Origin of the sequence: Sphingomonas endolithica, assembly GCF_025231525.1 — a bacterium.
Taxonomy (GTDB): Bacteria; Pseudomonadota; Alphaproteobacteria; order Sphingomonadales; family Sphingomonadaceae; genus Sphingomonas; species Sphingomonas endolithica.
On record NZ_CP103057.1, the window covers coordinates 1,664,918 to 1,686,095 of the forward strand.

Genomic DNA, 21,178 nt, shown 5'->3' on the forward strand with positions numbered 1-21,178 from the left:
GTAGGGTTTATCCGTCCTGCCCCGCCGGCGCTCCCGGCGGGCGCCGGAACATCCGCTCGGCACGGGCGCGTTGACGGACGGCGTGGCGGCTGTCGGTCTCGTCCGGCGGGACGATCGGCACGGTCAGGCACATGCTCTGCGTCGGCAGCACATCGCGCCATTGCGAGATGAGCTTCTTGTAGGCCGTGCCGACGGGGCGGATGTTGCGATCAAGATCGTAGAGCCCGAGCGCGTTGACGTTGCCGTTTTGCTCGCGCAGCGCACTGTCCCAGTCGACCTGATCGGTCAGCGAGTACCAGGTGAAACCGACCATCGGCACGCCGTCGTTGCGGACGCGCAGCACGTTGGCCCACTCCTTCCACAACCAATCGACCGCCTCGGTACCAAGCGGCCCCTGCACCAGATTGGTCTCGGTGTGCATCACCGGCAGGCGGTATCGGTCGTGATACTGGCGGGTGATCTCGCTATAGCCGAAGATCTCGCCGGAGGCGCGCGTCGCGCCGTCGTCGCGCACGCGATGCTCGTTCGTGACGTAGTAATCGTTGCCCATGATGCAGTGCTGCTTCAGGCGATTGTCGAGGAAGAAATGATATTCCGCGCGGGTCATGCCGTGATCGAGCAGGTATTCGTACATTTCGGAATCGACCCGCCGGCCATAATTGAGATCGAGCGACAGGAACCGCTGGGCGTTCATCACCTCGGCGGGCCGGATCGCCGCGGGGCTCTCGGCGTGGAAATACTCGGACGATTCGCTCTGCACGAAGATCGCGTCGGGCCTGATCTCCAGGATCGCGCACATGGCGAGGACGTTAGCCTTGACGATGTGCTTGAGCGCGGTGACGAACGCCCGGTCGCTACTCAGCTGCTCGTTCCACCAGCCGTAGCGCGCCGAGAAGGTGGCGCAGATGTACATCTCGTTGACCGGCGTATAGATCTGCACCCACGGGTAACGCACGGCAAAGGCGCGCGCATAATGAGCGAACAGTTCCGGAAAGTCGGGGTTCTGGAAATCGCCGATCCAGTCGGGCACGCCGAAATGGCACAGATCGACGATCGGCACGATGTTGCGGCGCTTAAGGTCGCCGAAGGTAAGGTCGGCGAACTCCCAATCGTATTTACCGACGCCGGTCCATGTACGGTGGATCGGTGGGCCGTAGCGTAGATAGCCGATGCCCATTTCATCGACGAGTGCAAAATCGGTGCGCCAGTGCTTGTAATGGCCACAGCTGTCCATCTCGTCGACGCGGGTGCGGCCACCGTTGATCGTCGGCACGCTGTTCTCGATCCCGGTCGCGAACATGAAGGTCGCCATCAAATTCTCCTACATAAAGGCCTTGCTCAACGCCGCAGCGGCGCGATCGACCCACGCCATGTTCGGCGTACGCCCAAGTGGAACACTCCCCGCGCTGGATCGCTTAAGCGCCCATGGGCACGTTTGCCCGATTTGGGAGTAATTGCATGGCCGACGACAAGACAGCGACGCTTTACCGCATGGTCCTGCCCGACCATGTCTGCCCGTTCGGCGTCCGCGCCAAGGAGATGCTGGCGGATGCCGGCTACGAGATCGACGAACACATCCTCGGCTCGCGCGAGGAAGTGGATGCGTTCGAGCAGGAGCAGGGCGTGACGACCACCCCGCAGGTGTTCATCCACGGCGAACGAATCGGCGGCAGCGACGCACTGGAACAATATCTGGCCAGCGCCTGACGCATCGGCCCCGCGCAATGTCAGGCAATCGCTACTATCGCGGTCCAGTCAGCGACCATTTCGACGGTACGCGGTTCTTCAACCCAGGGCAGCCGCCGACCGATCGATCGCTGGCCGACATCCTGCGCTGGCGGCGCGAGGCGCGCTCCGCAGACTGGCCGGCATCGGTGCCGGTGAAGGCCACGATGCCCGACCAACGCGTGCCCGGCCTCCGGATCACCATGGTGGGGCATGCGACGTTGCTGATCCAGGCCGCAGGCAAGAACCTGCTTACGGACCCTGTATGGTCGATGCGTGCCAGCCCGTTCGCCTTTGCCGGACCGAAGCGTGTGACCGCGCCGGGCACCGACTTTGCCGATCTGCCGCCAATCGACGCGGTGCTGCTCAGCCATAACTATTACGATCATCTGGACGTGGCGACGCTCCGCAGGCTGAAGCTTGCGCATGATCCGTTGATGATCATGCCGCTCGGCAACGATGCGATCGTCGGCAAGGCCGTGCCGGGTGCGCGCATGCTGGTCGGCGACTGGCACGAGCGGCTGACCATTGCCGAGGGCTTCACGACGACCCTGACGCGCGCCAACCATTGGTCGGCACGTGGCGCGCGCGATCGCCGCATGGCATTATGGGCGGGTCATTTTCTTCACACGCCGGTCGGCAGCATCTGGTTCGCCGGCGACACCGGCTATGGCGACGGTGCGATCTTCCGTGACATGCAGCAACGGCACGGTGCGCCGGACGTCGCGCTGATCCCGATCGGCGCCTATGACCCGCGCTGGTTCATGGCCGCGCAGCATACCGATCCGGTCGAGGCGGTGCAGATCATGCGCGATGTCGGTGCGCGACAGGCGATCGGCATCCATTGGGGCACGTTCCGCCTGACCGACGAACCCTGCGAGGAACCGGCCGAACTGCTCGCCACGACGATGGCGGCCGACGATGCACCCGCCGGGCGGTTTGTCGCCGCCCGCCCGGGTGATGTGTTCGACTGCTGATCAGTTAGCCGGTGACGGCGGCCTTGATCTTCTTGGCCGCGCGCGAGACGAAGCCTTCCTCGGCGGCTTCGGCATCGGCCTTGGTCTTGTGTGCGACACCTGCGGGCTCGGCCGGCGGGGCATAGACCGAGAACAGCTTCAGCGGCCCGCCGCCCTTGTTGATGATGTTATGCTCGGCGCCCTTGGGGATGACGATCATGTGGTTGGGCGACACGCTGCTGCGCGCGCCGTCGACCACCGCCTGCCCCTCGCCGCTGACGAAGAAGGTCGTCTGATCAGCCGGGTGCGTCTCCATGCCGATATCTTCGCCGGCGGGAATGCTCATCAGCACGATCTGCACCTTGGCATCGCGAAAGACCTCCTTCTGGAAGAATTCGTTCTTGCCGGCCAGATCGATCATGTCTTTGTTGAAAATCGCCATCATTCGCTCCTGTGTTTGCAGCATAACCGCCGGGCACGCGATTGGATGCGCCGCATGCGCCAAACGGCGCACTCGCATGTTGCGTCGCCTCTCCCCCGATGCCAGAAGAGCCCGAAGGCAGCGGCAAAGCGCCTGTAACAAAAGAGGAAATCCGCCTGTGAAGAAGCCGTTGCTGCTTGCCTTGTCCACGGCTCTGGTTGCGATCACCGCGCCCGCCCTCAGCCAGGATCAAGCGTCGTCCGCCACCAGCCCGGCGGCAACGGGTGCGGAAAGCTATGGCCGCTGGGGCTTCGACCTTGCCGGCATGGATCGCAGCGTAAAGCCCGGCGACGACTGGTTCCGCTTCGTCAACGGCACGTGGGTAGACAAGACGCAAATCCCGGCCGATCGCTCCTCCTACGGTGCGTTCGCGGTGCTGCGCGATTTGTCCGAGCAGCGGCTGCGCGTGCTGATTTCGGGCTATAATGCAACCGATGCGGCACATCCCGATCGGATGAAGGCGGCGATCCTCTACTCGGGCTTCATGGACGAAGCCGCCGCCGAGAAGCGCGATGCCGCGCCGCTGACCGAGCGGCTGAAGCCGGTGCGCGCCGCAGCATCGAAGACAGACGTTGCCGCGCTGATGGGCCGCGCTGTCGGTGGGTTCGGGGCGAGCTTCTTCGGACCGGGCGTTAATGACGATGCCAAACGGCCGGATATCTACGCACTGTATTTGCGGCAGTCCGGGCTGGGGTTGGGGGATCGCGAGCTGTATCTCGATGCCAAGTTCCAGCCGCAGGTCGCCCGCTATCGCCAATATGTCGCGCAGCTGCTCGGCATGGCGGGCTGGGCTGATCCGGCAAAGGCGGCGGACGCGGTGGTCGCGATGGAGACCAAGCTGGCCCAGGCGCACTGGACGCGCGCGCAGAGCCGCGACCGTGACAAGACCTACAATTTGACCACGCTCGCCGAGTTGAAGACGCAGGCGCCGGGCTTCCCCTGGGATGCCTTCTGGCAGGCCGCCGGCGTCGCCAAGGCCGAGCGCGCGATCGTCGCGCAGAACACCGCCTTTCCCGGCATCGCCAAGGTGTTCGCCGATACCGATCTCGACACGTTGAAGGCATGGGAGGCATTCCACGTTACCGACGATGTCGCGCCTTTGCTCTCCAAGCGCTTCGTGGATGCGCAATTCGAATTCCGCTCGAAATTCCTCAACGGTCAGCCGCAGCAGCGCGAACGCTGGAAGCGGGCTGTGGCGTTCACCGAGAATGCGGTCGGCGAGGGCATCGGGCGGGATTATGTCGCACTGTACTTCCCGCCCGAATCCAAGGCCAAGATGGACCGGCTGGTGGGCAATCTGCGCGTGGCGCTCGCCGGTCGGATCAACGGGCTCGCCTGGATGAGCCCGGCGACTAAGCAGCAGGCGCAGGAGAAGCTCAAAGGCTTTAGCGTCAAGATCGGCTATCCCGACAAGTGGCGCGATTACAGCGCGCTGCAGATCGTGCCCGGCGACGTGGTCGGCAATGCCGAGCGCGCGCAGCGCTTCGAATGGGATTACCGCCGCAAACGCATGGGCGGTCCGGTCGACAAGGCCGAGTGGGGCATGACGCCGCAGACGGTCAACGCTTACTATAATTCGGTCAAGAACGAGATCGTCTTTCCCGCCGCCATCCTGCAGCCGCCCTTCTTCGATCCCAAGGCCGACGATGCGGTGAATTACGGCGGCATCGGCGGCGTGATCGGGCATGAAATCAGCCATGGCTTCGACGATCAGGGACGCAAGTCGGACGGCCAGGGCATCCTGCGCGACTGGTGGACGGCCGAGGACGCGACCAAGTTCGAGGCGCAGGCAGTGCGGCTGGGCGGGCAATACGAGGCGTACAGCTTCGATGGGTTGCCGGGCGTGCACATCAACGGCCGCGCTTCGATGGGCGAGAATATCGGTGATCTGGGCGGCGTGCTGATCGCGCTCGATGCCTATCATGCGTCGCTTGGCGGCAAGAAGGCGGCGGTGATCGATGGCTTCACCGGCGACCAGCGCTTCTTCCTCGGCTGGGGCCAGGTGTGGCGCACCTTGTTCCGCAACGAAGCGCTGCGGCAGCAGCTCGTCGGCGATCCGCATTCGCCAGGGCAGATCCGCGCGGTGAACCCGCTGCGCAACGTCGATGCCTGGTATGCCGCGTGGAAGATCACGCCCGACCAGAAACAGTATCTGCCGCCGGCCGAACGCGTGCGGATTTGGTGAGCGGAGTATAGCGAGGTTGCGGCTGCACGAGTTGGTGTAGCAGCGCCGATTCTACGGAAGCCGTCACCCCGAACCTGTTCCGGAGTGACGGTCATCCACATGGCGATCCGATCAGATCACCGGTAGCGTTCCCGTCGGCCGGATCATGTCGCGGATGCGCGCGGCGAGTTCGTCCATACCGAACGGTTTGGTGAGCAATTCCATGCCGGGTTCGAGATGACCGTTGCCGACCGCCGCGTTCTCGGCATAGCCGGTGATGAACAGCACCTTCAGCCCCGGGCGTAGTACCCGCGCGGCATCCGCCACCTGCCGGCCGTTCAGCCCGCCGGGCAGCCCGACATCGGTGACCAGCAGATCGATGCGCGTCGCGCTCTCCAGCACGCGGATACCGGCCGGGCCGTCGCTTGCCTGCAGGATGCGGTAACCGGCATCCTCCAGTATCTCGGCGACCAGCATGCGGATGGTCGGTTCGTCGTCCACTACCAGCACGGTCTCGCCCTGGCCCGCGCGCAGATCGGCCTGGTCGGCCTGGTCCTCCTCCTCGATCGCGTCATCGCCATAATGGCGCGGCAGATAGATGCACATCGTCGTCCCCTGCCCCACTTCCGAATAGATCCGCACCTGCCCGCCCGATTGTCGGGCAAAGCCGTAGATCATCGACAGGCCGAGGCCGGTGCCGACCCCGAGCGGCTTGGTGGTGAAGAAGGGATCGAACGCGCGCGAGATCACTTCCGGCGTCATGCCGGTGCCGGTGTCGGTGACGCACAGCGAGACATATTGCCCGGCCGGCAGCTCGCGCTCGCCAGCGCTGCGCGCGTCCAGCCATTTGTTGGCGGTCTCGATCGTGATCCGGCCGCCGCCCGGCATCGCATCGCGGGCATTGATGCACAGGTTGAGCAACGCGTTCTCCAGCTGCGGCGCATCGACCAGGGTCGACCACAATCCGCCCGCGCCGACGGTCTCAAGGGCGATGTCGGGGCCGATCGAGCGCCGGATCAGATCGTCCATGCCGGCGATCAGCCGGTTCACGTCGGTCGGCCTGGGATCGAGCGTCTGGCGGCGCGAAAAGGCGAGCAGCCGTTGCGTTAGCGAAGCGGCACGCTGCGCTGCGCCTTGCGCGGCCGTTACATGTCGCGCGATCGCATCGTAGCGCCCTTGCTCGGCACGCAGTTGCAGCAGTTCGAGGTTGCCGGTGATGCCGGTCAGCAGATTGTTGAAATCGTGCGCGATGCCGCCCGTCAGCTGCCCGACCGCCTCCATCTTCTGCGCCTGGCGTAGCGCCTCTTGTGCCTGGACGAGCGCTTCGGCCTGCGCCTTTGCCTCGCTCACGTCGCGTGCCGTGGCGGTGATCAGATCCCCCTCCGGCCCTGCCGTCCAGGACAGGGTGCGATAGCCGCCATCCTTGTGGCGATAGCGGTTCTCGAACGGTGCCAGCGGCGCGCCGCCCGCCTGATCGAGGGCGCCGTCGGTCGGCGCGCTATCGTCGGGGTGGATGAAGTCGAACACCGACTTGCCGATCATCTCCTCCGGATGCCAGCCGAGGATCTGCCGCGCGGCTGGGCTTACTTCGTGGAAGATCCCGGCAGTATCGATCACCACGATGAGGTCGCGCGAATTGCGCCATGCCCGGTCGCGTTCGCGCGTGCGCGCATCGACGCGTTCCTCCAGCTCGTCATTCAGCTCGCGCAGTGCCTGTTCGGAGGCTTTTTGCTGTTCAATATCGGTATTGGTGCCGAGCCAGCCGGTAATCGCGCCAGCCGCATCGCGCAGCGGCACGGCCCGGGCCAGATGCCAGCGATAGACGCCGTCCGACCGCCGGATGCGGAATTCGGTGGCATATTCCTCGCCCGTCGCGATGCTATGCACCCAGGCGGCAGCGGCGCCCTCGACATCCTCGGGGTGGAGCCAGGCGGCCCAGCCGTCGCGCAGCAGATCGCCCTCGCCGCGCCCTCCATAGGCATACGCACGATCATTGGCCCAATCGACCAGCCCGGCCGACGACGCCGACCATACATGGTTGGGCACCGCCTGCGCAAAGGCGCGGAACCTGGCCTCGCTGAGCTCGACCGCCTGCTGCGCCGCGCGGCGTTCGGTCACGTCCTGCACGACGCCGACCATGCGCACCGGACGGCCGGCATCGTCGCGCTCGAACTCGGCGCGGCGGGAGATGCGCCGTATCTCGCCGGTGACGCCGTGTATGATGCGATATTCCGCCTCCGGCGGCGCAACGCCGGTCAGCCGGGTATCGGCATGCGAAGCCAATCCGGTATCTTCGGGATGGACCAAAGCTTCGGTGAGCGCAGGATCGATCCCGTCGGCCGATGCGAGGCCGAAGATGCGGCAGAATTCCGGCGTGCCGTAGATCACGTTGGTGGCCAGCTCGACCGAGAAGATGCCGACGCCGCCCGCCTCCTGCGCCCGCCGCAGCCGCGCTTCGGATGCGCGCAACGCTTCTGCGGTGCGGTGTTCCACGGTTCGATCACGCAGCACCTTGACGAAGCCCTCGACGGTGCCGTGCGCATCGCGCAACGGCGTCATCTCGCCGCTCGCCCAGAACAACGCGCCGGACTTGTGGAGATGCCAGCGTTCATCGGCGCCGCGTCCTTCGTCGAGCGCGGACTGCATCTCGTGCTCGACCTGCCCACCGGCGACGTCATCGGGCGTGAAGAAGCAATGCGCGGTGCGGCCTAGCATCTCCGCCTCCGACCAGCCGAGCACGTTCTGCGCGCCGGCATTCCAGCCGGTGATGCGGCCGTCCAGATCGCTGGCAATGATCGCATAGTCGATCGCGCTGTCCAGCACCTGACGATTGCGGTCCTGGCTGATGCGCAGCGCCTGGGCGGTGGCATGCGCTTCGGTGACATCCGTGCCTTCGACGAACACACCGGTGACGACGCCGGCCGCGTCGCGGATCGGCTGATAGACGAAATCCAGCGTGCGCAGCACGGGCAAACCTTCGGCCTGGCGCAGTCTTACCTGCATCCCGTTGCCGGTGACCGCCTCACCCGTCTGCAGCACGCGGTCGAGCATTTCGAACAAGCCCTGGCCGGCGACCTCGGGCAGAGCGTCGCGCACGCTCTTGCCGAGCAGGTCGCGCCCGCCGACCAGTTTGCGATAGGCCGGGTTGGCGATGAAGAAGACATGTTCCGGGCCGTGCAGCGCGGCGACGAAGCTCGGCGAGTGTTCAAACAATTCGCGGAAGCGCTGCACTTCGCTCGATCGTGCGCGCTCGGCCAGCACCCTGCGCGTGGTATCCTTGGTGATGCACATCACGCCGGCGATGTCGCCCTGATCGCCACGCAGCGGGGAATAGGAAAAGGACCACCAACTGTCCTCCGGATCGCCGTGCCGATCCATGACCACCAGCAGGTCCTCGACCTTGCTGGCAGTGCCGCCCAGCGCCTGATCGACCATCGGCCGCACTTGCGGCCAGGCGTCGGGCCACAAATCCGCCGCGGGCATGCCGATGGCGCCGTCCAGCCGTCTACCCAGGATCGGTGCATAGGCATCGTTGTGGAAAAAAGTGCAGTCGGCACCCCATACCAGGTACATCGACTCCGCCGATTCGAGCAGCAGCATCAAGGCATTGCGCAGCGCAATCGGCCAGTGCTCGGTGTCGCCGAGCGACGTCCCGCTCCAATCGCGTTGACGAATGGCGGCCCCGGCGCTGCCCCCGTTCATGGGAAATCGGTGTTGTTCCATCTTGCCTTCGCTCGCGCCTATGGTGCAGCCTACCGGCTGAACGCGGATCGGTCATCTTGAAAGCTTAAGGGAGGCGTTGCGGCGCGGCTGCGGGGTCTAAGCGCGGGATGACCCGATTTGATCCCTTTTCAGTTGCAGCATCACTTCGCTGGGATCGCGTGCGTCATCGCTCAATGCCCGCCGCGGATCTGCTCGATCAGGTCGCGGTGCGGAGGAAGTTCCAGCGTGGCGCGTTCACCGAACCCCCGGATGCGCGCGAACTGGCGGTCGGCGTCCTCGCCATGGGGCACATGGTTCAGCCGCGGCGCGGTAGTGCCGAAATCCATACCGTAGAGGATGTACTGATAGTTGAAGAAGGCGAACGTCTCGGTATCGAGGGTGAAGTCGAACCGGCCTGGCGGGCGATAGCGCCATTGCTCCAGCAGGTCGGCGAGCGGCTCGGGCCAGGTCCCCGGATCGGCATTGTCGCGCCAAAATGGCTCGCGGCGGCGGCTGAGGCAGTAATGCAGCTTCAGGAAAGTGCCGACATTGTCGTAGCGGGCGCGCATCAGCGCGTTGAAGCGCCGCGCCGGGGCGGCTACCGGGCCGTCATGCGTGAACATCTCGGCGATCATCGCCACGCCGGCCTCGATCATCACGATGCCGGTCGCTTCGAGCGGCTCCAGGAACCCGCCGGCCAGCCCCAGGGCGACGCAATTGCCGATCCACTGCCGGTCGCGATAGCCGGGTTCGAACGACAGCGTGCGCGTCGGCACGTCGCCCGGCTGCATGCCGAGATAGGCGTGCAGGATGTCGCTGGCGCGCGCTTCGTCGATATGCGCGCTGGAATAGACGCAGCCCACGCCGTGCGCATCGGCCAGACCAATGTCCCAGATCCACCCCGCCTCGTGCGCCGTGGCGAGCGTATAGCTGGCCAGCGGCCCGCGGGCGCGGGGGTAAGGCAGCTTGGCGGTGATGGCACGATCGGTGAACAGGTGGTTGCGCACCGATTTCACCGGCTCGCCTAGCGCCCGCCCGATCAGTTCGGCCCGGAAGCCCGTGCAATCGATGTAGAGATCGGCTTGAAGCGTGCCGTGATCGCGGGTCGCCACGCCCGCGATCATCCCGTCCGGTGCGATATCGACGCGGGTAACGACATCGGCAATGTGCGTCACGCCCGCGCCCATGGCGTGGCGCGACAGCAACGCCGCCAGCTTTACCGCATCGAAATGATAGGCATAGGCAAGCGGCCCGGCGAAATTGCCGTCCATCGCCGATTTGGGTCCGCGCCCAGCATCCGCAACACGGCTCTGAATGGTGACGGCCTCCGCGAATGGCGCGCGCGTGCGCGGTTCCTGCGCCAGCCAGTATGGCGCAAGACTGCCGACATCGGTCTGGAACGGCGCCTCGAAGGGATGGACGTAGACGTGGCGCGTGTCCCCATCGGGCGCGTGCAGCCAATCGGCGAAGCGGATGCCTTGCTTGAACGTGGCCGAGGTCTCGCGCAGGAACTCCCGCTCGTCGATGCCGAGAAACTTCAGCGTTGCGCGGATTGTCGGGAAGGTGCCCTCGCCCACCCCGACGATACCGATATCGGGCGATTCCAACAGCGTGATCTCGGTCGCCCCGCGCGGCGACACCGCCAGCGCTTTGGCCAGGTATGCAGCGGCCAGCCAGCCCGCGGTGCCGCCCCCGACGATCAGGATCCTGCGCGTGCCGCTCATCGCCCCGAACCTAACCGCTTCATGCACGCACGAACAGCGACTTCAGCCAATGCGGCTCGCCGCGGCTCGCCTGACGCCAGTCGGTATCTTCTTCCCGCGCATATTTCCACGGGTCGAGCAGCTTGATCTTCACGCCCCTGAACGCCGCGCCGGCCCGCGTGGCGACGGTCAGCCCCTGCTCGAGCGCCGTCGCGGCAATCAGCGCGTCGCGGGCATCCAGCGTTAGGCCGCGGCGCCGGCGGATCACGGCAGCATCGACCGGCAGGATCCGCCCGTCAAAGGCCGGCAGCACCTGTTCGTCGATCCAGCGCTGCAGCCGCACCGCTTGCACCTTGTCGCGTGGCGAGCGCGCGGCAGCGTTCTCCAGGTCGAGCAGCGAGACGGCCGACAAGAACAGATGCTCGCGGGGCATGCCGCCCGCCCAGGCGGCCACTGCCGCGTCCGCCGACGCACCACGGCGCAGTTCGGCGACCACATCGGTATCGAGCAGGAACATCAGGGCACGCCGTTCCATGGCGTAGCATCCTGCGTCGCTCCCACCGTATCGCCCACGTCGTCGCGCATCGCGAGCAGGTCTACGATCGTCTCGCGCTCGCCCGACAGGCGGCGAAAGGCATTGATGCTCAGTAGCACGTGCGTCGGCTTGCCGCGATCGGTGACGAACACGGGCGCGAGTCGGGCGGCGCGTTTGGCCTGGCTGACGTCCTGGTTGAACTCGCGGCTCGACATCACCTTCATGACATTCCGGTCTCCTACGATAGTGCGATCGGCCTGTGTGGATGTAGGCACGATACTACAATGTGTCGCCTCCGCAACAGAAAGCAGGCACAGTTCAAAAATCGGCGACAACGTAGGACATCTGCTCAGATTATCGTTGCCGCAGCCGGCGCGCGCCCCTTTGATCAACTCAATCGACCGCGCCGTTAGAGGCTGCGAGGATCTCGGGGAGGGATGAATGCAAGATATGATCGACAGTCTTTGGTCCACGATCGGCGGCGTGCTCTCGCCGCACGGACCCGCCGCCGCCGCCGTAGCGAAAAGTTACGCGCCGGGGGATTTCTCCATCCACTTCTTCCTGCAATTGGCGGTCATCCTGATCGCGTGCCGCATCGTCGGTTGGCTTGGTCAGAAGTTCCTCGCCCAGCCGCAAGTGGTGGGCGAGATGATCGCCGGCGTAGTGCTTGGGCCGTCGCTGCTCGGGTTGATCTGGCCCGATCTGCAAGGCGCGATCTTCCCCAAGGACACGCGCAACGTCCTGTATGCCGGCGCGCAACTCGGCGTCGGATTGTACATGTTCCTGATAGGCACGACGCTGCGCATCGATCATTTCAAGGCCAAGGCGAAAAGTGCCGCGGGCGTATCGTTCGCCGGCATTGCGGCGCCCTTTGCGGTGGCGATCCTGATCACGCCCTTCCTGCTCACCGTCCCGGGCCTGTTCGCGCCCGGCATCTCGCAGACCAACGCGACGTTGTTCATGGGCGCGTGCATCGCGCTCACCGCCTTTCCGATGCTCGCGCGGATCATCAACGAACGCGGGCTGGCCAATTCGTCGCTCGGCACGCTGTCGCTGACCGCGGGTGCGTTCGACGATGCCTGTTCGTGGTGCGTGCTGGCGATCGTGCTGGCGACGTTCGGGGGCGGTGCCGGCGTGGCGATCCTGGCGATCGGCGGCGGGCTGCTCTGGGCGGCGATCGTCGTTCTGTTCGCGCCGCGCCTTTTTGCGCCGCTTGCCGCACGTGTCGAGCGCGAAGGCGAGATGAATTACACGATCCTCGCGCTTGTGCTCGCTGCATTCTGCACCTCTGCCTTCCTGATGGACATGGTCGGCATCCATGCGATCTTCGGCGGCTTCATCCTGGGCGCGATGATGCCGCGGGGGCTGTTCGCGACCGAGATCAAGCGCAAGGTGGAGCCGGTGGCGGTCGTCCTGCTGCTGCCGATGTTCTTTACCTATTCAGGGCTGAACACGCGGATGGACATGGTCAATTCAGGCTCGCTGCTGCTCGTCGCGCTGGGCATCCTGGTCGCCTCGATCGTCGCCAAGGGCGGTGCCTGCTATCTCGCGGCGCGGCTGGCGGGCGAAGACAACCGCACCGCGCTCGGCATCGGCGCGCTGATGAATTCGCGCGGGCTGATGGAACTGATCATCATCAATATCGGGCTGCAGAAAGGCATTATCGGGCCGACCTTGTTCTCGATGCTGGTGCTGATGGCGATCGTCACCACGATGATGGCCGGGCCGCTGTTCGAGGCATTCTATGGCCGCAAGGCGCGGGAAAGCGGCGAATTGGGTGCGCTGAACGCCACCGTCCCCGCGGAGTAGACGGCATGAGAATGGGGAAGATGCGGGCCGCGGCGCTCGCCACGGCGGGGCTGTGCGCCAGCCCCGCCGCTCACGCCCAGCAGATTACGCTGAAGCCGCTGGTGGATGCGCGGCTGCGCTGGGAGGATGTCGACCAGGACGATCTTGGCACCCAGGCGAACGCCGTGACGCTGCGCCTCCACAGCGGCGTGGCGGCGAGCAGCGGCCGTTGGTCGGCGCTGGCGGAAAGCGAGGCGACGCTCGGCATCGTCCAGCATTATAACGACGCGCTTAACGGGCGGACGAGCTATCCCATCGTTGCCGACCCTCAGAATATCGAGCTCAACCGCGCGCAATTGCGCTACGCTACGCCTGCCGCCAGCATCACGATCGGGCGACAGCTGCTCGAGCTCGGCGACCAGCGTTTCGTCGGCTCGGCATCCTTCCGGCAGAACCAGCAGACGTTCGATGCGGTCCGCACGACGTGGCAGCCGCTGCCCAAGCTGTCGGTGGAGGCGAGTTACGTGTGGAGCGTGCGCACGATCAACGGCATCGACGGACGTGGCGCGCGGCAACAGGCGATGGGCGGCAATAATTGGTTCGGCACGATCGCCTATGCGACACCGATCGGTAGCGTGAGCGGCTTTGCGATCCTCGTCGATCAGGACGAGGCTGCGGTGCAAGGCTATCGCCTGTCGAGCCAGACCTATGGCGCACGCCTGTCCGGCAGCCGCGCCATCATCGGCGACTGGAAGCTCGGTTACGTTGCCAGCGTGGCACGGCAGAGCGACTATCATCGCAACCCGAACGATTATGCCGCGGCTTATTATCTCGGCGAGGCGACGCTGGGGCGGAAGCTACTGTCGGCGACGATCGGCTACGAACTGCTCGGCGCGGACCGCGGACAGGCACTGACGAGCGTCCAGACCCCACTTGCCTCGTTGTTCAAGTTCCAGGGCTGGGCCGACAAGTTCACGACGACGCCCGCCAATGGCCTGCGCGACTTGTACGGCTCGCTCGGGGCGGGGTGGCCCCAAGTGGGTGCGCTATCGGGTGTCACGGTATTGGGCGCGTACCATCGCTTCGACAGCGACCGAGCAGACCAGCATTACGGCAACGAGGTCGACCTGCTGGCCTCGGCCAGATACCGGGCGCTGGGCCTGTCCGTACGGTACGCCCATTACGACGCCGACCGTTTTGCCGCCAACACGGACAAGCTGTGGCTGACGATGGAATGGAGCCTACGCTGAGGTAGTCGGGCGGCGGCTGCAGCATCGCCTTGTCGACGGATCGACTCTGCGGGTGCGCACGGTATCCAAGCACGCTACGATGGAGCGACCATGGCGACCTTCCCGCTTCTTGCGCTGCTACTCGGTGCCGGGCCGGCTTGCACGCCCGGTAGCGAGTTCGAGCCGCCCTTGTGTCCCACTCGGCTGCCGCGCGTCACGGCGATCCGCGTATCGGCGCAGGGCGTCGTGTTGTGGAAGGAGATCGAGCCCGCCTTTCCGTGCCGCCGCTTCCGGCTGAACGAAGCGCACGTCAGGCGCTATCTCCGCGACGCGCGGCAGGCCGACCGCGCGGCGGTGCACTACACATTGGCCGAGTCCAATTGCGCGGTGCGAGGCACTGTACGCTTCGCCGACGGCACTGATGGACAATGGCAGATCGACCGCTACGCGCTCGGCTGGCTGGATCGCCCCGGCCATGCGCGCATGACCTTGTACTGCCGCGGATGTGAAGGCGCTCCCTGGGGTCAGTGAGCGGGAAGCCCCGCCCTGCCGATGCCATCATCTCTTGCGCGCGTAGAAGCCCGAGAAGCTGACGTTCGCACCGCCGCAGCCATTGTTGTCGCGCACCAGCAGATAGGGGCCGCGGCGGAGCATCTTGATCTTGCAGCTGAATTCGTCACCCTGGGCATAGGGCAAGGTGTGCCCTTCACCGTCGTCGGTGAAGGCGAGCAGACCGCCGACCGGCCGCGCGGTGCCGTTGACCTGGCCGATATGGACGCCGCCAATCTTGACCCGCTGCGGATCGCCAGCCCCCCAGGTCGCTTCGCCTGCGATGGTGAGCACGCCGCCGCGGGCGGCGGTGATCTTCAGATCCTGCTCGGGCGCGGTCCAATCGCCCGCCCAAACCTGTGGTTGCTGCGCCGCCGCGGGCAGCAGCGAGAGCGCCGAGGCGGGGAGCCAGTCGATCGTCCCGATCCCACGCGGCCCCTGAAAGCCCGCGCAAATGAACGCGCTTTGCCTGGGGCCGACGAGCACGACATCGCCAGGCACGACGAACGACCGCAACTGGCACCCGGCACTCGCATTGGGGCAACCGGCCCGCAGCACTTGATCCTGCACGAAATGCACGCGCGGGGCTCCAGGCTTCACCACCGCCACGCGCGTCTCGGCGCGCACCAGATCGGTCCACAGGCAGCCAGCCGACGCGATCGACGGCCACGCCAGCATGGTGGCGAGCACGGTCAGCCAGCGGGCAGCGCGCCAGACGTGTGCGATGATCGCTTCTGCGGTGCGTCCGAACATTGGCATTACCTATTTTCCCCTTGCAGTTGCCCATTGCCCCATGATGTCGGAGGGGGCGGAGCGCACCGAGCTATTCCTCTCGACCAGCGTCGAGCGCGGCAAGAACGACGCGCTGACGGGCGTAGCGGCGGCGCAGGCGCGCCTCGTCCGCTTCGGACGTGGCGCAGCGGAGCCGGCGCAATGCCGCATCGATGGCCGCTGCGCGCGCAGCGTCATACGGTTCCTCGCCGGCCCAATGTTCGCACTGCGCACGGCGTTCGATGAGGGTCTTCACCTCCGCCGGCAACGTGCCACCGGCCGCGGCGACCAGCACCAGCGTCAATAGCGGCATGGTCAGGCTCCCTCCCGGCTCGTGCGCGCAAAAAGGCTCATGGCATCGGCAGGCAGCCGACCGGGCCTGCGGCCTGCACCCGCCGCCCACCGCCCTGCGTCCAGCTTACCTGCACCTCATAGGTGATGATGCTGGGATCGTCGTTGGGGATCCCAGCCGCGCGATAGCTGCGCGCGCAGGCCTGCGCCGGCGGCGCGAGGCGCGCGATTGCCGGCGGCACATCATTGTCCTTGCTGCCGGTGATCTCGCGCCAGCACGGGCCTGGTCTCGCCAGAACAGAGCATTGCGCGTTGAGGGCGCGCCGAAAGGCGAGCTTCAGCGTCTCGGGCGTTGCGGCGATGCTGTGGATCGATGACGGATCGGCGATGCCATCCGGCGTCACGTCGTCGATGATCGTACGGCCGGTGCGCGAATCGAGCACGGCGAAGGCGACCGAACCGTTCGAATCCGCCTCCTCGAAGAACAGATAGATGCCCGTGCGGCCGAGGAAAGCATACCCGCCCGTCTTGAGCGACACGCCCGCCGGCTGCCTGGCCGAGCAGATCGGCGGGGTCTTGCCGGCCCGCACCAGCAGCGCGTCACCGGGGGACGGGGTGTCGGTGCCGGGCACGCGAACCATGAAGTCGCGGTAGAAGGTGCAACTGATCTCGCCGCCCTCGGCATCCTTCACGGTCTGCGTACGGAGCGCACGATCCGGGCTCCATTGCGCGGTCGCCGGTGCTGCCAGCGTCAGCAGCAGCAAAGCGGCACCCGGCTTCGCCATAATCCCTTTGCGCATCGCGACCCCCTCGTTCCGCTATCGGTCGCACGGCGTGAACCGTATCGCAAGAGACCGGCCAACTCGCCGCAAAACTTGGGGGATCTGGCAGGCCGCGTCGCTTGGATTTGTCGGCGGGGCTGGCATAAGAAGGCATGGCCGACAGTCCTTACCTCGCCTTCCTCCACGATCCGGATCAAGCGTCCCGCCGTGCGGAACTGGAGCAGTTCTTCGCGCCCAATCCCGCGCCGTTCCTCAAGGTGTATGACACGCTACACGCCGATTTGGCGGCCGGCGGGCGGCCGAAATTCCGTCTGTTCGGCGGCGGCTTCTGCTGGCCGGCCTTCTTCACCGGGCCGGTATGGTTCTTGTACCGCAAGATGTGGCTGATCGCGGGGATCATCATTGCGGTGATGGTTGCCCTGCCCTTTCTACCGGGCACGGAGCGCGCGGGTGTGCCGCTCGCCGTCGCGCTCGCCCTATCGGGCCACCGCATCTACGTGCAGCACGCGATCACGCTGATCCAGAAAGCGCGCACGCCCGATGGGGGCGTCGACGACGCGATGATCGCGCGGGCGGCGGGCGTATCCAGGATCGCCGCGTGGATCGGTGGAATGATCTATGGCCTGCTCGTAGTCTTCGCCCTTGTGTCGTTGTACCTGCTGTTCAGCTCGGGCGAGCCTTTGCCGCACTAGGATCCCAAGCCGATGTTCGAACGCTACGGCCGAACAGGCGATGATCTTCATGGTCACCGATGTGCTGATCGATGCCGAGCAGCAGGGCGATCTGACCACCTTTGCCGAAGACGATGCGGAGGCGCACGCCCCCATGCGTGCCCTGTTCCGGCGTATCGTCAGGCTAGCCGAAGCGGACGCCGCGCTTTCGCCGTGCATCAGCCGCCCACAGCCTGGGCAGACGGCGCCCTTTGCCAACGACGCGGGCGCATAGCGCCGCCGATATCACCATCCGACGGGCCATGATCGCCGGATCGGATGTTGCACATACAGCATGCCCAACCCACATGGGCCAACTGAGTGCAACAGCACCGGCTCGGGAGAGATCACCAGATCCACTGCCCGAGGACCCCCAATGCCTGCAGCCACCTTTCCGATCGTAACCGATCGTCGCGATGCGACGCCGCATGGGGCAGTGCTCGCCCAAGTGGCGCTGGCGCTCGGCGGCTTTGCGCTCGGGACCGGCGAGTTCGCCTCGATGGGGTTGCTGCCGAACGTCGCGCGCGACGTGCATGTCACCGTGCCGGTCGCCGGGCACATGATCAGCGCCTATGCCCTCGGCGTGGTGATCGGCGCACCGCTCCTCGCCGTGGTATTCGCGCGGGCCGGACGGCGGGCGATGCTGATCCGGCTGATGATGTTCTTCGCGATCGCCAACATGCTCTGTGCGGTCGCCTCCAGCTATGGCCTGATCGTCGCCGCGCGGTTCTTCGCCGGGCTGCCGCATGGTGCCTATTTCGGGATCGCATCGTTGGTGGCCGCATCTCTGGTGCCGGCGGACAAGCGCGCGCAGGCGGTGGCGCGGATGATGCTGGGGTTGAGTTCCGCCAACATCGTTGGCGTGCCGTTTGCCACATGGGTCGGACAGGTGGCGGGCTGGCGCGCGGCGTTCGTCGTCGTCGCGGTGCTCGGCCTGGCGACTGCCCTGCTGTGCCGACTGGCCTTGCACCCCATTCCGGCGCCGGACGATGCCAGCCCGCTGACCGAGCTCGGTGCGCTGAAGCGCGGACAGGTGTGGTTGACGCTCGGCATCGCCGCTATCGGCTTTGGCGGCGTGTTTGCGGTCTACAGTTACATCACGCCGATGCTGACCATCGTGTCGGGCATGTCGGAGGCGCACGTGCCGATCATCTTGTCGGTGATCGGGATGGGCATGGTGGCGGGCAGTCTGTTCGGCGGCTGGCTGGCGGATCGCGGCGTGATGCGCGCGATCTGGATCACGCTGGTGCTGAATGTCGTGACATTGGGGCTGGTGGCGCTCACGGCGCACGATGCCGTGCTGGTGACGATCAACATGTTCTTCGTCGGCTTTGCCGCCTTGTCGATGGGGCCGCCGCTGCAAACGCGCCTGATGGACATTGCGGCCGATGCGCAGGCGCTGGCCGCCTCGCTCAATCACAGCGCATTCAATCTCGCCAATGCGCTCGGCGCCTGGCTGGGCGGGGTGGCGATTGCAGCCGGGCTGGGATGGACCTCGACCGGGCCGATCGGGGCGATGCTGGCCATTGGCGGTCTGCTGATCTGGTTTGTGGCCGCACGCACCAGTGCGGAATGATGGCGTCGCGCGCTGCATCGGCCTAGGCCGACGCGATGAATGACAGGATTGCCGACGCCCCGATGCGTCAACACGAGTTCGTCGCCTTCATCGCGGCGCTGATGGCGGTCAACGCGCTGGGCGTCGACCTGATGCTGCCGGCGCTTGCCGATATCGGCCACCAGCTCGGCATCGCGACGGCGAACCATCGCCAGTGGATCATCACTGCCTATATGCTGGGCTTTGGCGCGGGGCAGCTGGTCTACGGCCCGCTGGCGGATCGCTTCGGGCGCAGGCCGGTCCTGCTCGTCACGCTGATCGGGTTCGTCGCGGCGAGCGTGTTCGCCGCCGGTTCGCAGACCTTTGCCGCCTTGCTCGGCGCACGTATCCTGCAGGGGCTGATGTCCGCCTCCACGCGCGTCCTGGCCGTGGCGATCGTGCGTGACCGCTATTCCGGGCGTCAGATGGCGCGCACCTTGTCGGTCGCGCAGATGATCTTCTTTCTGGTGCCGATCCTGGCGCCGACATTGGGTCAGGCGCTGCTCGCCTTTGGGCCGTGGCGTTTCATCTTCTACGCACTGGCGGGCTTTGCGGCCGTGGTCCTCGCCTGGTCGTTCGTGCGACTGCGCGAATCGCTGCCGGTCGAGCGGCGGATCCCGTTGTCGCTGGCATCGCTGCGGCACTCCTACGCACTGACGCTGACCAATCGCTTTTCCGCCGGCTATGCGGTTGCCGCATCGATGACGTTCGGCGGGATCATCGCCTTCGTATCGTCGGCGCAACAGATCTTCGTCGACGAATTCCATGCCGGCCAGCGCTTCACGATCCTGTTTGCGGTGTGCGCCTTTTCGATGGGGTGCGCCTCGTTCGCCAACAGCCGGCTGGTCGAACGGCTGGGCACACGCCTGATCTCGCAATCCGCCGTGCTCGCCCTGATCGCGCTGTCGCTGTTGCACCTGGGCGTCATCGCCGGGGGCCGGGAGTCGCTATGGACCTACATGCTGTTCCAGGCGCTGAGCATGACCTGCATCGGGCTGTGCGGGTCGAACTTCGGCGCGATGGCGATGGAGCCGGTCGGGCACATTGCCGGCACGGCATCGTCGATCCAGGGTTTCATCACCAGCGTGGGCGCAGTGATCGTGGGGTCGCTGATCGGGCAGTCGTACAATGGCACCACCTATCCGCTGGCGCTCGGCTATCTCGGTATCGGGGTCGCGGTGCTGGCGCTGGTGTACCTGGTGGAAGGCGGCAAGCTGTTCCACGCGCGCAACCGTTGAGGATTGCGGCGGAACGGTGTGCGACGGCCATCGGTTCGCCCTTGGCAGTAAAGGGGAATGCCGTTGCGCAATCTTGATTTCAGTTCCTGGCAGAGCGTGCTGGCGACCTTGCTCGGGCTGACGCTGGTCACGCTGCTCGGCGTCGGGGTGCGGTTGCTGATGATGATGACGTTCCAGCAACGCCGCGAACGACTGAACCGCCAGATCAACGAACGGCTGCGCACGCTGATCGCCGCGCACAAGACGCTCGGCGGATCGTTCACCGGCGACCTGACGGTGGACCCATCGCACAAGCGCGACCTGCAGCGCCGCACACCGGCCTCGCCTCCATCCGAGCCGATGGCCGCGCTGGATCTCAGCGCGGAGACGGCGGCGCAATCCGATCGCACCCGGCGCATCCGCGATGCGGTGGAGGCAGCCCTGTCGGACATCATCCTGCTGGGCACCGAGGAGCAGGTGCGCCTGGCGGAACGGGCGGTGCGCGAGCTCGTTGCGGGGCATCCGGTCCACACGCACGATCTGGTGGTATCGCTACGCGCTTTTGTGCGCGAGGCGCTCGACCTGGATCCAATCCCCGCCGATCTGCAATTGCCGATGCAGGGACCGAGCCGCCCGTCGGGTTCGAGCGGCGCCGGCAAAGGCGCGGGTGCCAAGGAAGAAGGCGGCCGAGGTGGCGGTGGCGGTGGAGGAGCTGGCGGCGGCGGCATGGGGATGGGCGGTGGCGGCGGCCTGGGTGCCAGCCCGGATGACGAGCATGGGACCGCTCACCGCGCATGAGAATTCAAGCAGTGGGCGGTAATCAAGAGATGGCCGCGGCTGATTTCAGTAGCTCATCGCATTGCTCAACCACCGGCTCGTCACCCCGGACTTGTTCCGGGGTCCGCCGTGCCGCACGTTCTGCCTTCAAGCCGCAATCCTCATCGAAAGCCGCTTAGTGGACCCCGGAACAAGTCCGGGGTG

The 21,178-nt window shown here is 66.0% G+C and carries 20 protein-coding genes; 11 read left to right on the forward strand and 9 right to left on the reverse strand.

The features are described from left to right. Window positions 1-7 precede the first annotated feature (7 nt). Window positions 8-1,312, reverse strand: coding sequence for a family 1 glycosylhydrolase (locus tag NV382_RS07920; RefSeq protein WP_260599963.1), 1,305 nt, complete (start codon window positions 1,310-1,312; stop codon window positions 8-10). 146 nt (window positions 1,313-1,458) lie between these two features. On the opposite strand from NV382_RS07920, the gene NV382_RS07925 reads away from it, so the two are divergent. Continuing rightward, on the forward strand, window positions 1,459-1,707 hold the full coding sequence (locus NV382_RS07925) for a glutaredoxin domain-containing protein (RefSeq protein WP_260599964.1): 249 nt from the start codon (window positions 1,459-1,461) through the stop codon (window positions 1,705-1,707). 17 nt (window positions 1,708-1,724) lie between these two features. Continuing rightward, a complete protein-coding gene (locus tag NV382_RS07930) occupies window positions 1,725-2,702 on the forward strand; it encodes an MBL fold metallo-hydrolase (RefSeq protein ID WP_260599965.1) in 978 nt (325 codons plus the stop codon). Between the two features lie 4 nt (window positions 2,703-2,706). On the opposite strand, the gene NV382_RS07935 is transcribed toward NV382_RS07930, so the two are convergent. Then, window positions 2,707-3,123, reverse strand: coding sequence for a cupin domain-containing protein (locus NV382_RS07935; protein WP_260599966.1), 417 nt, complete (start codon window positions 3,121-3,123; stop codon window positions 2,707-2,709). 157 nt (window positions 3,124-3,280) lie between these two features. Between NV382_RS07935 and NV382_RS07940 the strand changes: the two genes are divergently transcribed. After that, the gene (locus NV382_RS07940; protein ID WP_260599967.1) at window positions 3,281-5,347 is read left to right on the forward strand and encodes a M13 family metallopeptidase; all 2,067 of its coding nucleotides are present in this window, start codon (window positions 3,281-3,283) and stop codon (window positions 5,345-5,347) included. A 111-nt stretch (window positions 5,348-5,458) separates the two neighbouring features. Here NV382_RS07940 and NV382_RS07945 read toward each other — a convergent pair whose 3' ends face one another. The 4 genes from NV382_RS07945 to NV382_RS07960 all read right to left on the reverse strand — a co-directional run bounded on the left by NV382_RS07945 (window position 5,459) and on the right by NV382_RS07960 (window position 11,490). Next, the gene (locus NV382_RS07945) at window positions 5,459-9,028 is read right to left on the reverse strand and encodes a PAS domain-containing hybrid sensor histidine kinase/response regulator (protein ID WP_260599968.1); all 3,570 of its coding nucleotides are present in this window, start codon (window positions 9,026-9,028) and stop codon (window positions 5,459-5,461) included. A gap of 191 nt (window positions 9,029-9,219) precedes the next feature. Continuing rightward, window positions 9,220-10,752: a tryptophan halogenase family protein gene (locus NV382_RS07950; RefSeq protein WP_260599969.1), complete on the reverse strand. Its 1,533-nt coding sequence runs from the start codon at window positions 10,750-10,752 to the stop codon at window positions 9,220-9,222. Between the two features lie 19 nt (window positions 10,753-10,771). Continuing rightward, the gene (locus tag NV382_RS07955; protein WP_260599970.1) at window positions 10,772-11,266 is read right to left on the reverse strand and encodes a PIN domain-containing protein; all 495 of its coding nucleotides are present in this window, start codon (window positions 11,264-11,266) and stop codon (window positions 10,772-10,774) included. Beyond that, window positions 11,248-11,490, reverse strand: a complete 243-nt coding sequence (locus tag NV382_RS07960; protein ID WP_260599971.1) for a type II toxin-antitoxin system Phd/YefM family antitoxin — start codon at window positions 11,488-11,490, stop codon at window positions 11,248-11,250. The genes NV382_RS07955 and NV382_RS07960 overlap by 19 nt, the downstream gene beginning before the upstream one ends. Before the next feature lie 217 nt (window positions 11,491-11,707). On the opposite strand from NV382_RS07960, the gene NV382_RS07965 reads away from it, so the two are divergent. The 3 genes from NV382_RS07965 (at window position 11,708) to NV382_RS07975 (ending at window position 14,814) form a co-directional block, all read left to right on the forward strand. Next, the gene (locus NV382_RS07965; protein ID WP_418066770.1) at window positions 11,708-13,075 is read left to right on the forward strand and encodes a cation:proton antiporter; all 1,368 of its coding nucleotides are present in this window, start codon (window positions 11,708-11,710) and stop codon (window positions 13,073-13,075) included. Window positions 13,076-13,095: 20 nt separating this feature from the next. Next, complete coding sequence (locus NV382_RS07970) at window positions 13,096-14,304, forward strand: alginate export family protein (RefSeq protein ID WP_418066790.1); 1,209 nt, start codon at window positions 13,096-13,098, stop codon at window positions 14,302-14,304. Between the two features lie 90 nt (window positions 14,305-14,394). After that, complete coding sequence (locus tag NV382_RS07975) at window positions 14,395-14,814, forward strand: hypothetical protein (RefSeq protein WP_260599972.1); 420 nt, start codon at window positions 14,395-14,397, stop codon at window positions 14,812-14,814. A gap of 27 nt (window positions 14,815-14,841) precedes the next feature. Here the strand turns inward: NV382_RS07975 and NV382_RS07980 are convergent, their stop codons facing one another. From NV382_RS07980 to NV382_RS07990, 3 genes are all read right to left on the reverse strand, one after another. Further along, on the reverse strand, window positions 14,842-15,591 hold the full coding sequence (locus NV382_RS07980) for a hypothetical protein (RefSeq protein ID WP_260599973.1): 750 nt from the start codon (window positions 15,589-15,591) through the stop codon (window positions 14,842-14,844). Between the two features lie 64 nt (window positions 15,592-15,655). Continuing rightward, the gene (locus NV382_RS07985) at window positions 15,656-15,916 is read right to left on the reverse strand and encodes a hypothetical protein (RefSeq protein ID WP_260599974.1); all 261 of its coding nucleotides are present in this window, start codon (window positions 15,914-15,916) and stop codon (window positions 15,656-15,658) included. A gap of 37 nt (window positions 15,917-15,953) precedes the next feature. Further along, window positions 15,954-16,694, reverse strand: coding sequence for a hypothetical protein (locus NV382_RS07990; protein WP_260599975.1), 741 nt, complete (start codon window positions 16,692-16,694; stop codon window positions 15,954-15,956). A 134-nt stretch (window positions 16,695-16,828) separates the two neighbouring features. On the opposite strand from NV382_RS07990, the gene NV382_RS07995 reads away from it, so the two are divergent. The 5 genes from NV382_RS07995 to NV382_RS08015 all read left to right on the forward strand — a co-directional run bounded on the left by NV382_RS07995 (window position 16,829) and on the right by NV382_RS08015 (window position 20,995). Continuing rightward, on the forward strand, window positions 16,829-17,368 hold the full coding sequence (locus NV382_RS07995; RefSeq protein ID WP_260599976.1) for a DUF2628 domain-containing protein: 540 nt from the start codon (window positions 16,829-16,831) through the stop codon (window positions 17,366-17,368). 40 nt (window positions 17,369-17,408) lie between these two features. Further along, on the forward strand, window positions 17,409-17,621 hold the full coding sequence (locus tag NV382_RS08000) for a hypothetical protein (protein WP_260599977.1): 213 nt from the start codon (window positions 17,409-17,411) through the stop codon (window positions 17,619-17,621). A 141-nt stretch (window positions 17,622-17,762) separates the two neighbouring features. After that, entirely contained in the window at window positions 17,763-18,962 is a 1,200-nt protein-coding gene (locus tag NV382_RS08005) for an MFS transporter (protein ID WP_260599978.1), read from the forward strand. A gap of 62 nt (window positions 18,963-19,024) precedes the next feature. Beyond that, window positions 19,025-20,218 carry a multidrug effflux MFS transporter gene (locus NV382_RS08010; RefSeq protein ID WP_260600350.1) on the forward strand — a complete coding sequence of 398 codons (1,194 nt, stop codon included), beginning with the start codon at window positions 19,025-19,027 and terminating at the stop codon, window positions 20,216-20,218. Between the two features lie 57 nt (window positions 20,219-20,275). Continuing rightward, window positions 20,276-20,995, forward strand: a complete 720-nt coding sequence (locus NV382_RS08015; protein ID WP_260599979.1) for a hypothetical protein — start codon at window positions 20,276-20,278, stop codon at window positions 20,993-20,995. The last annotated feature ends 183 nt before the right edge of the window (window positions 20,996-21,178 follow it).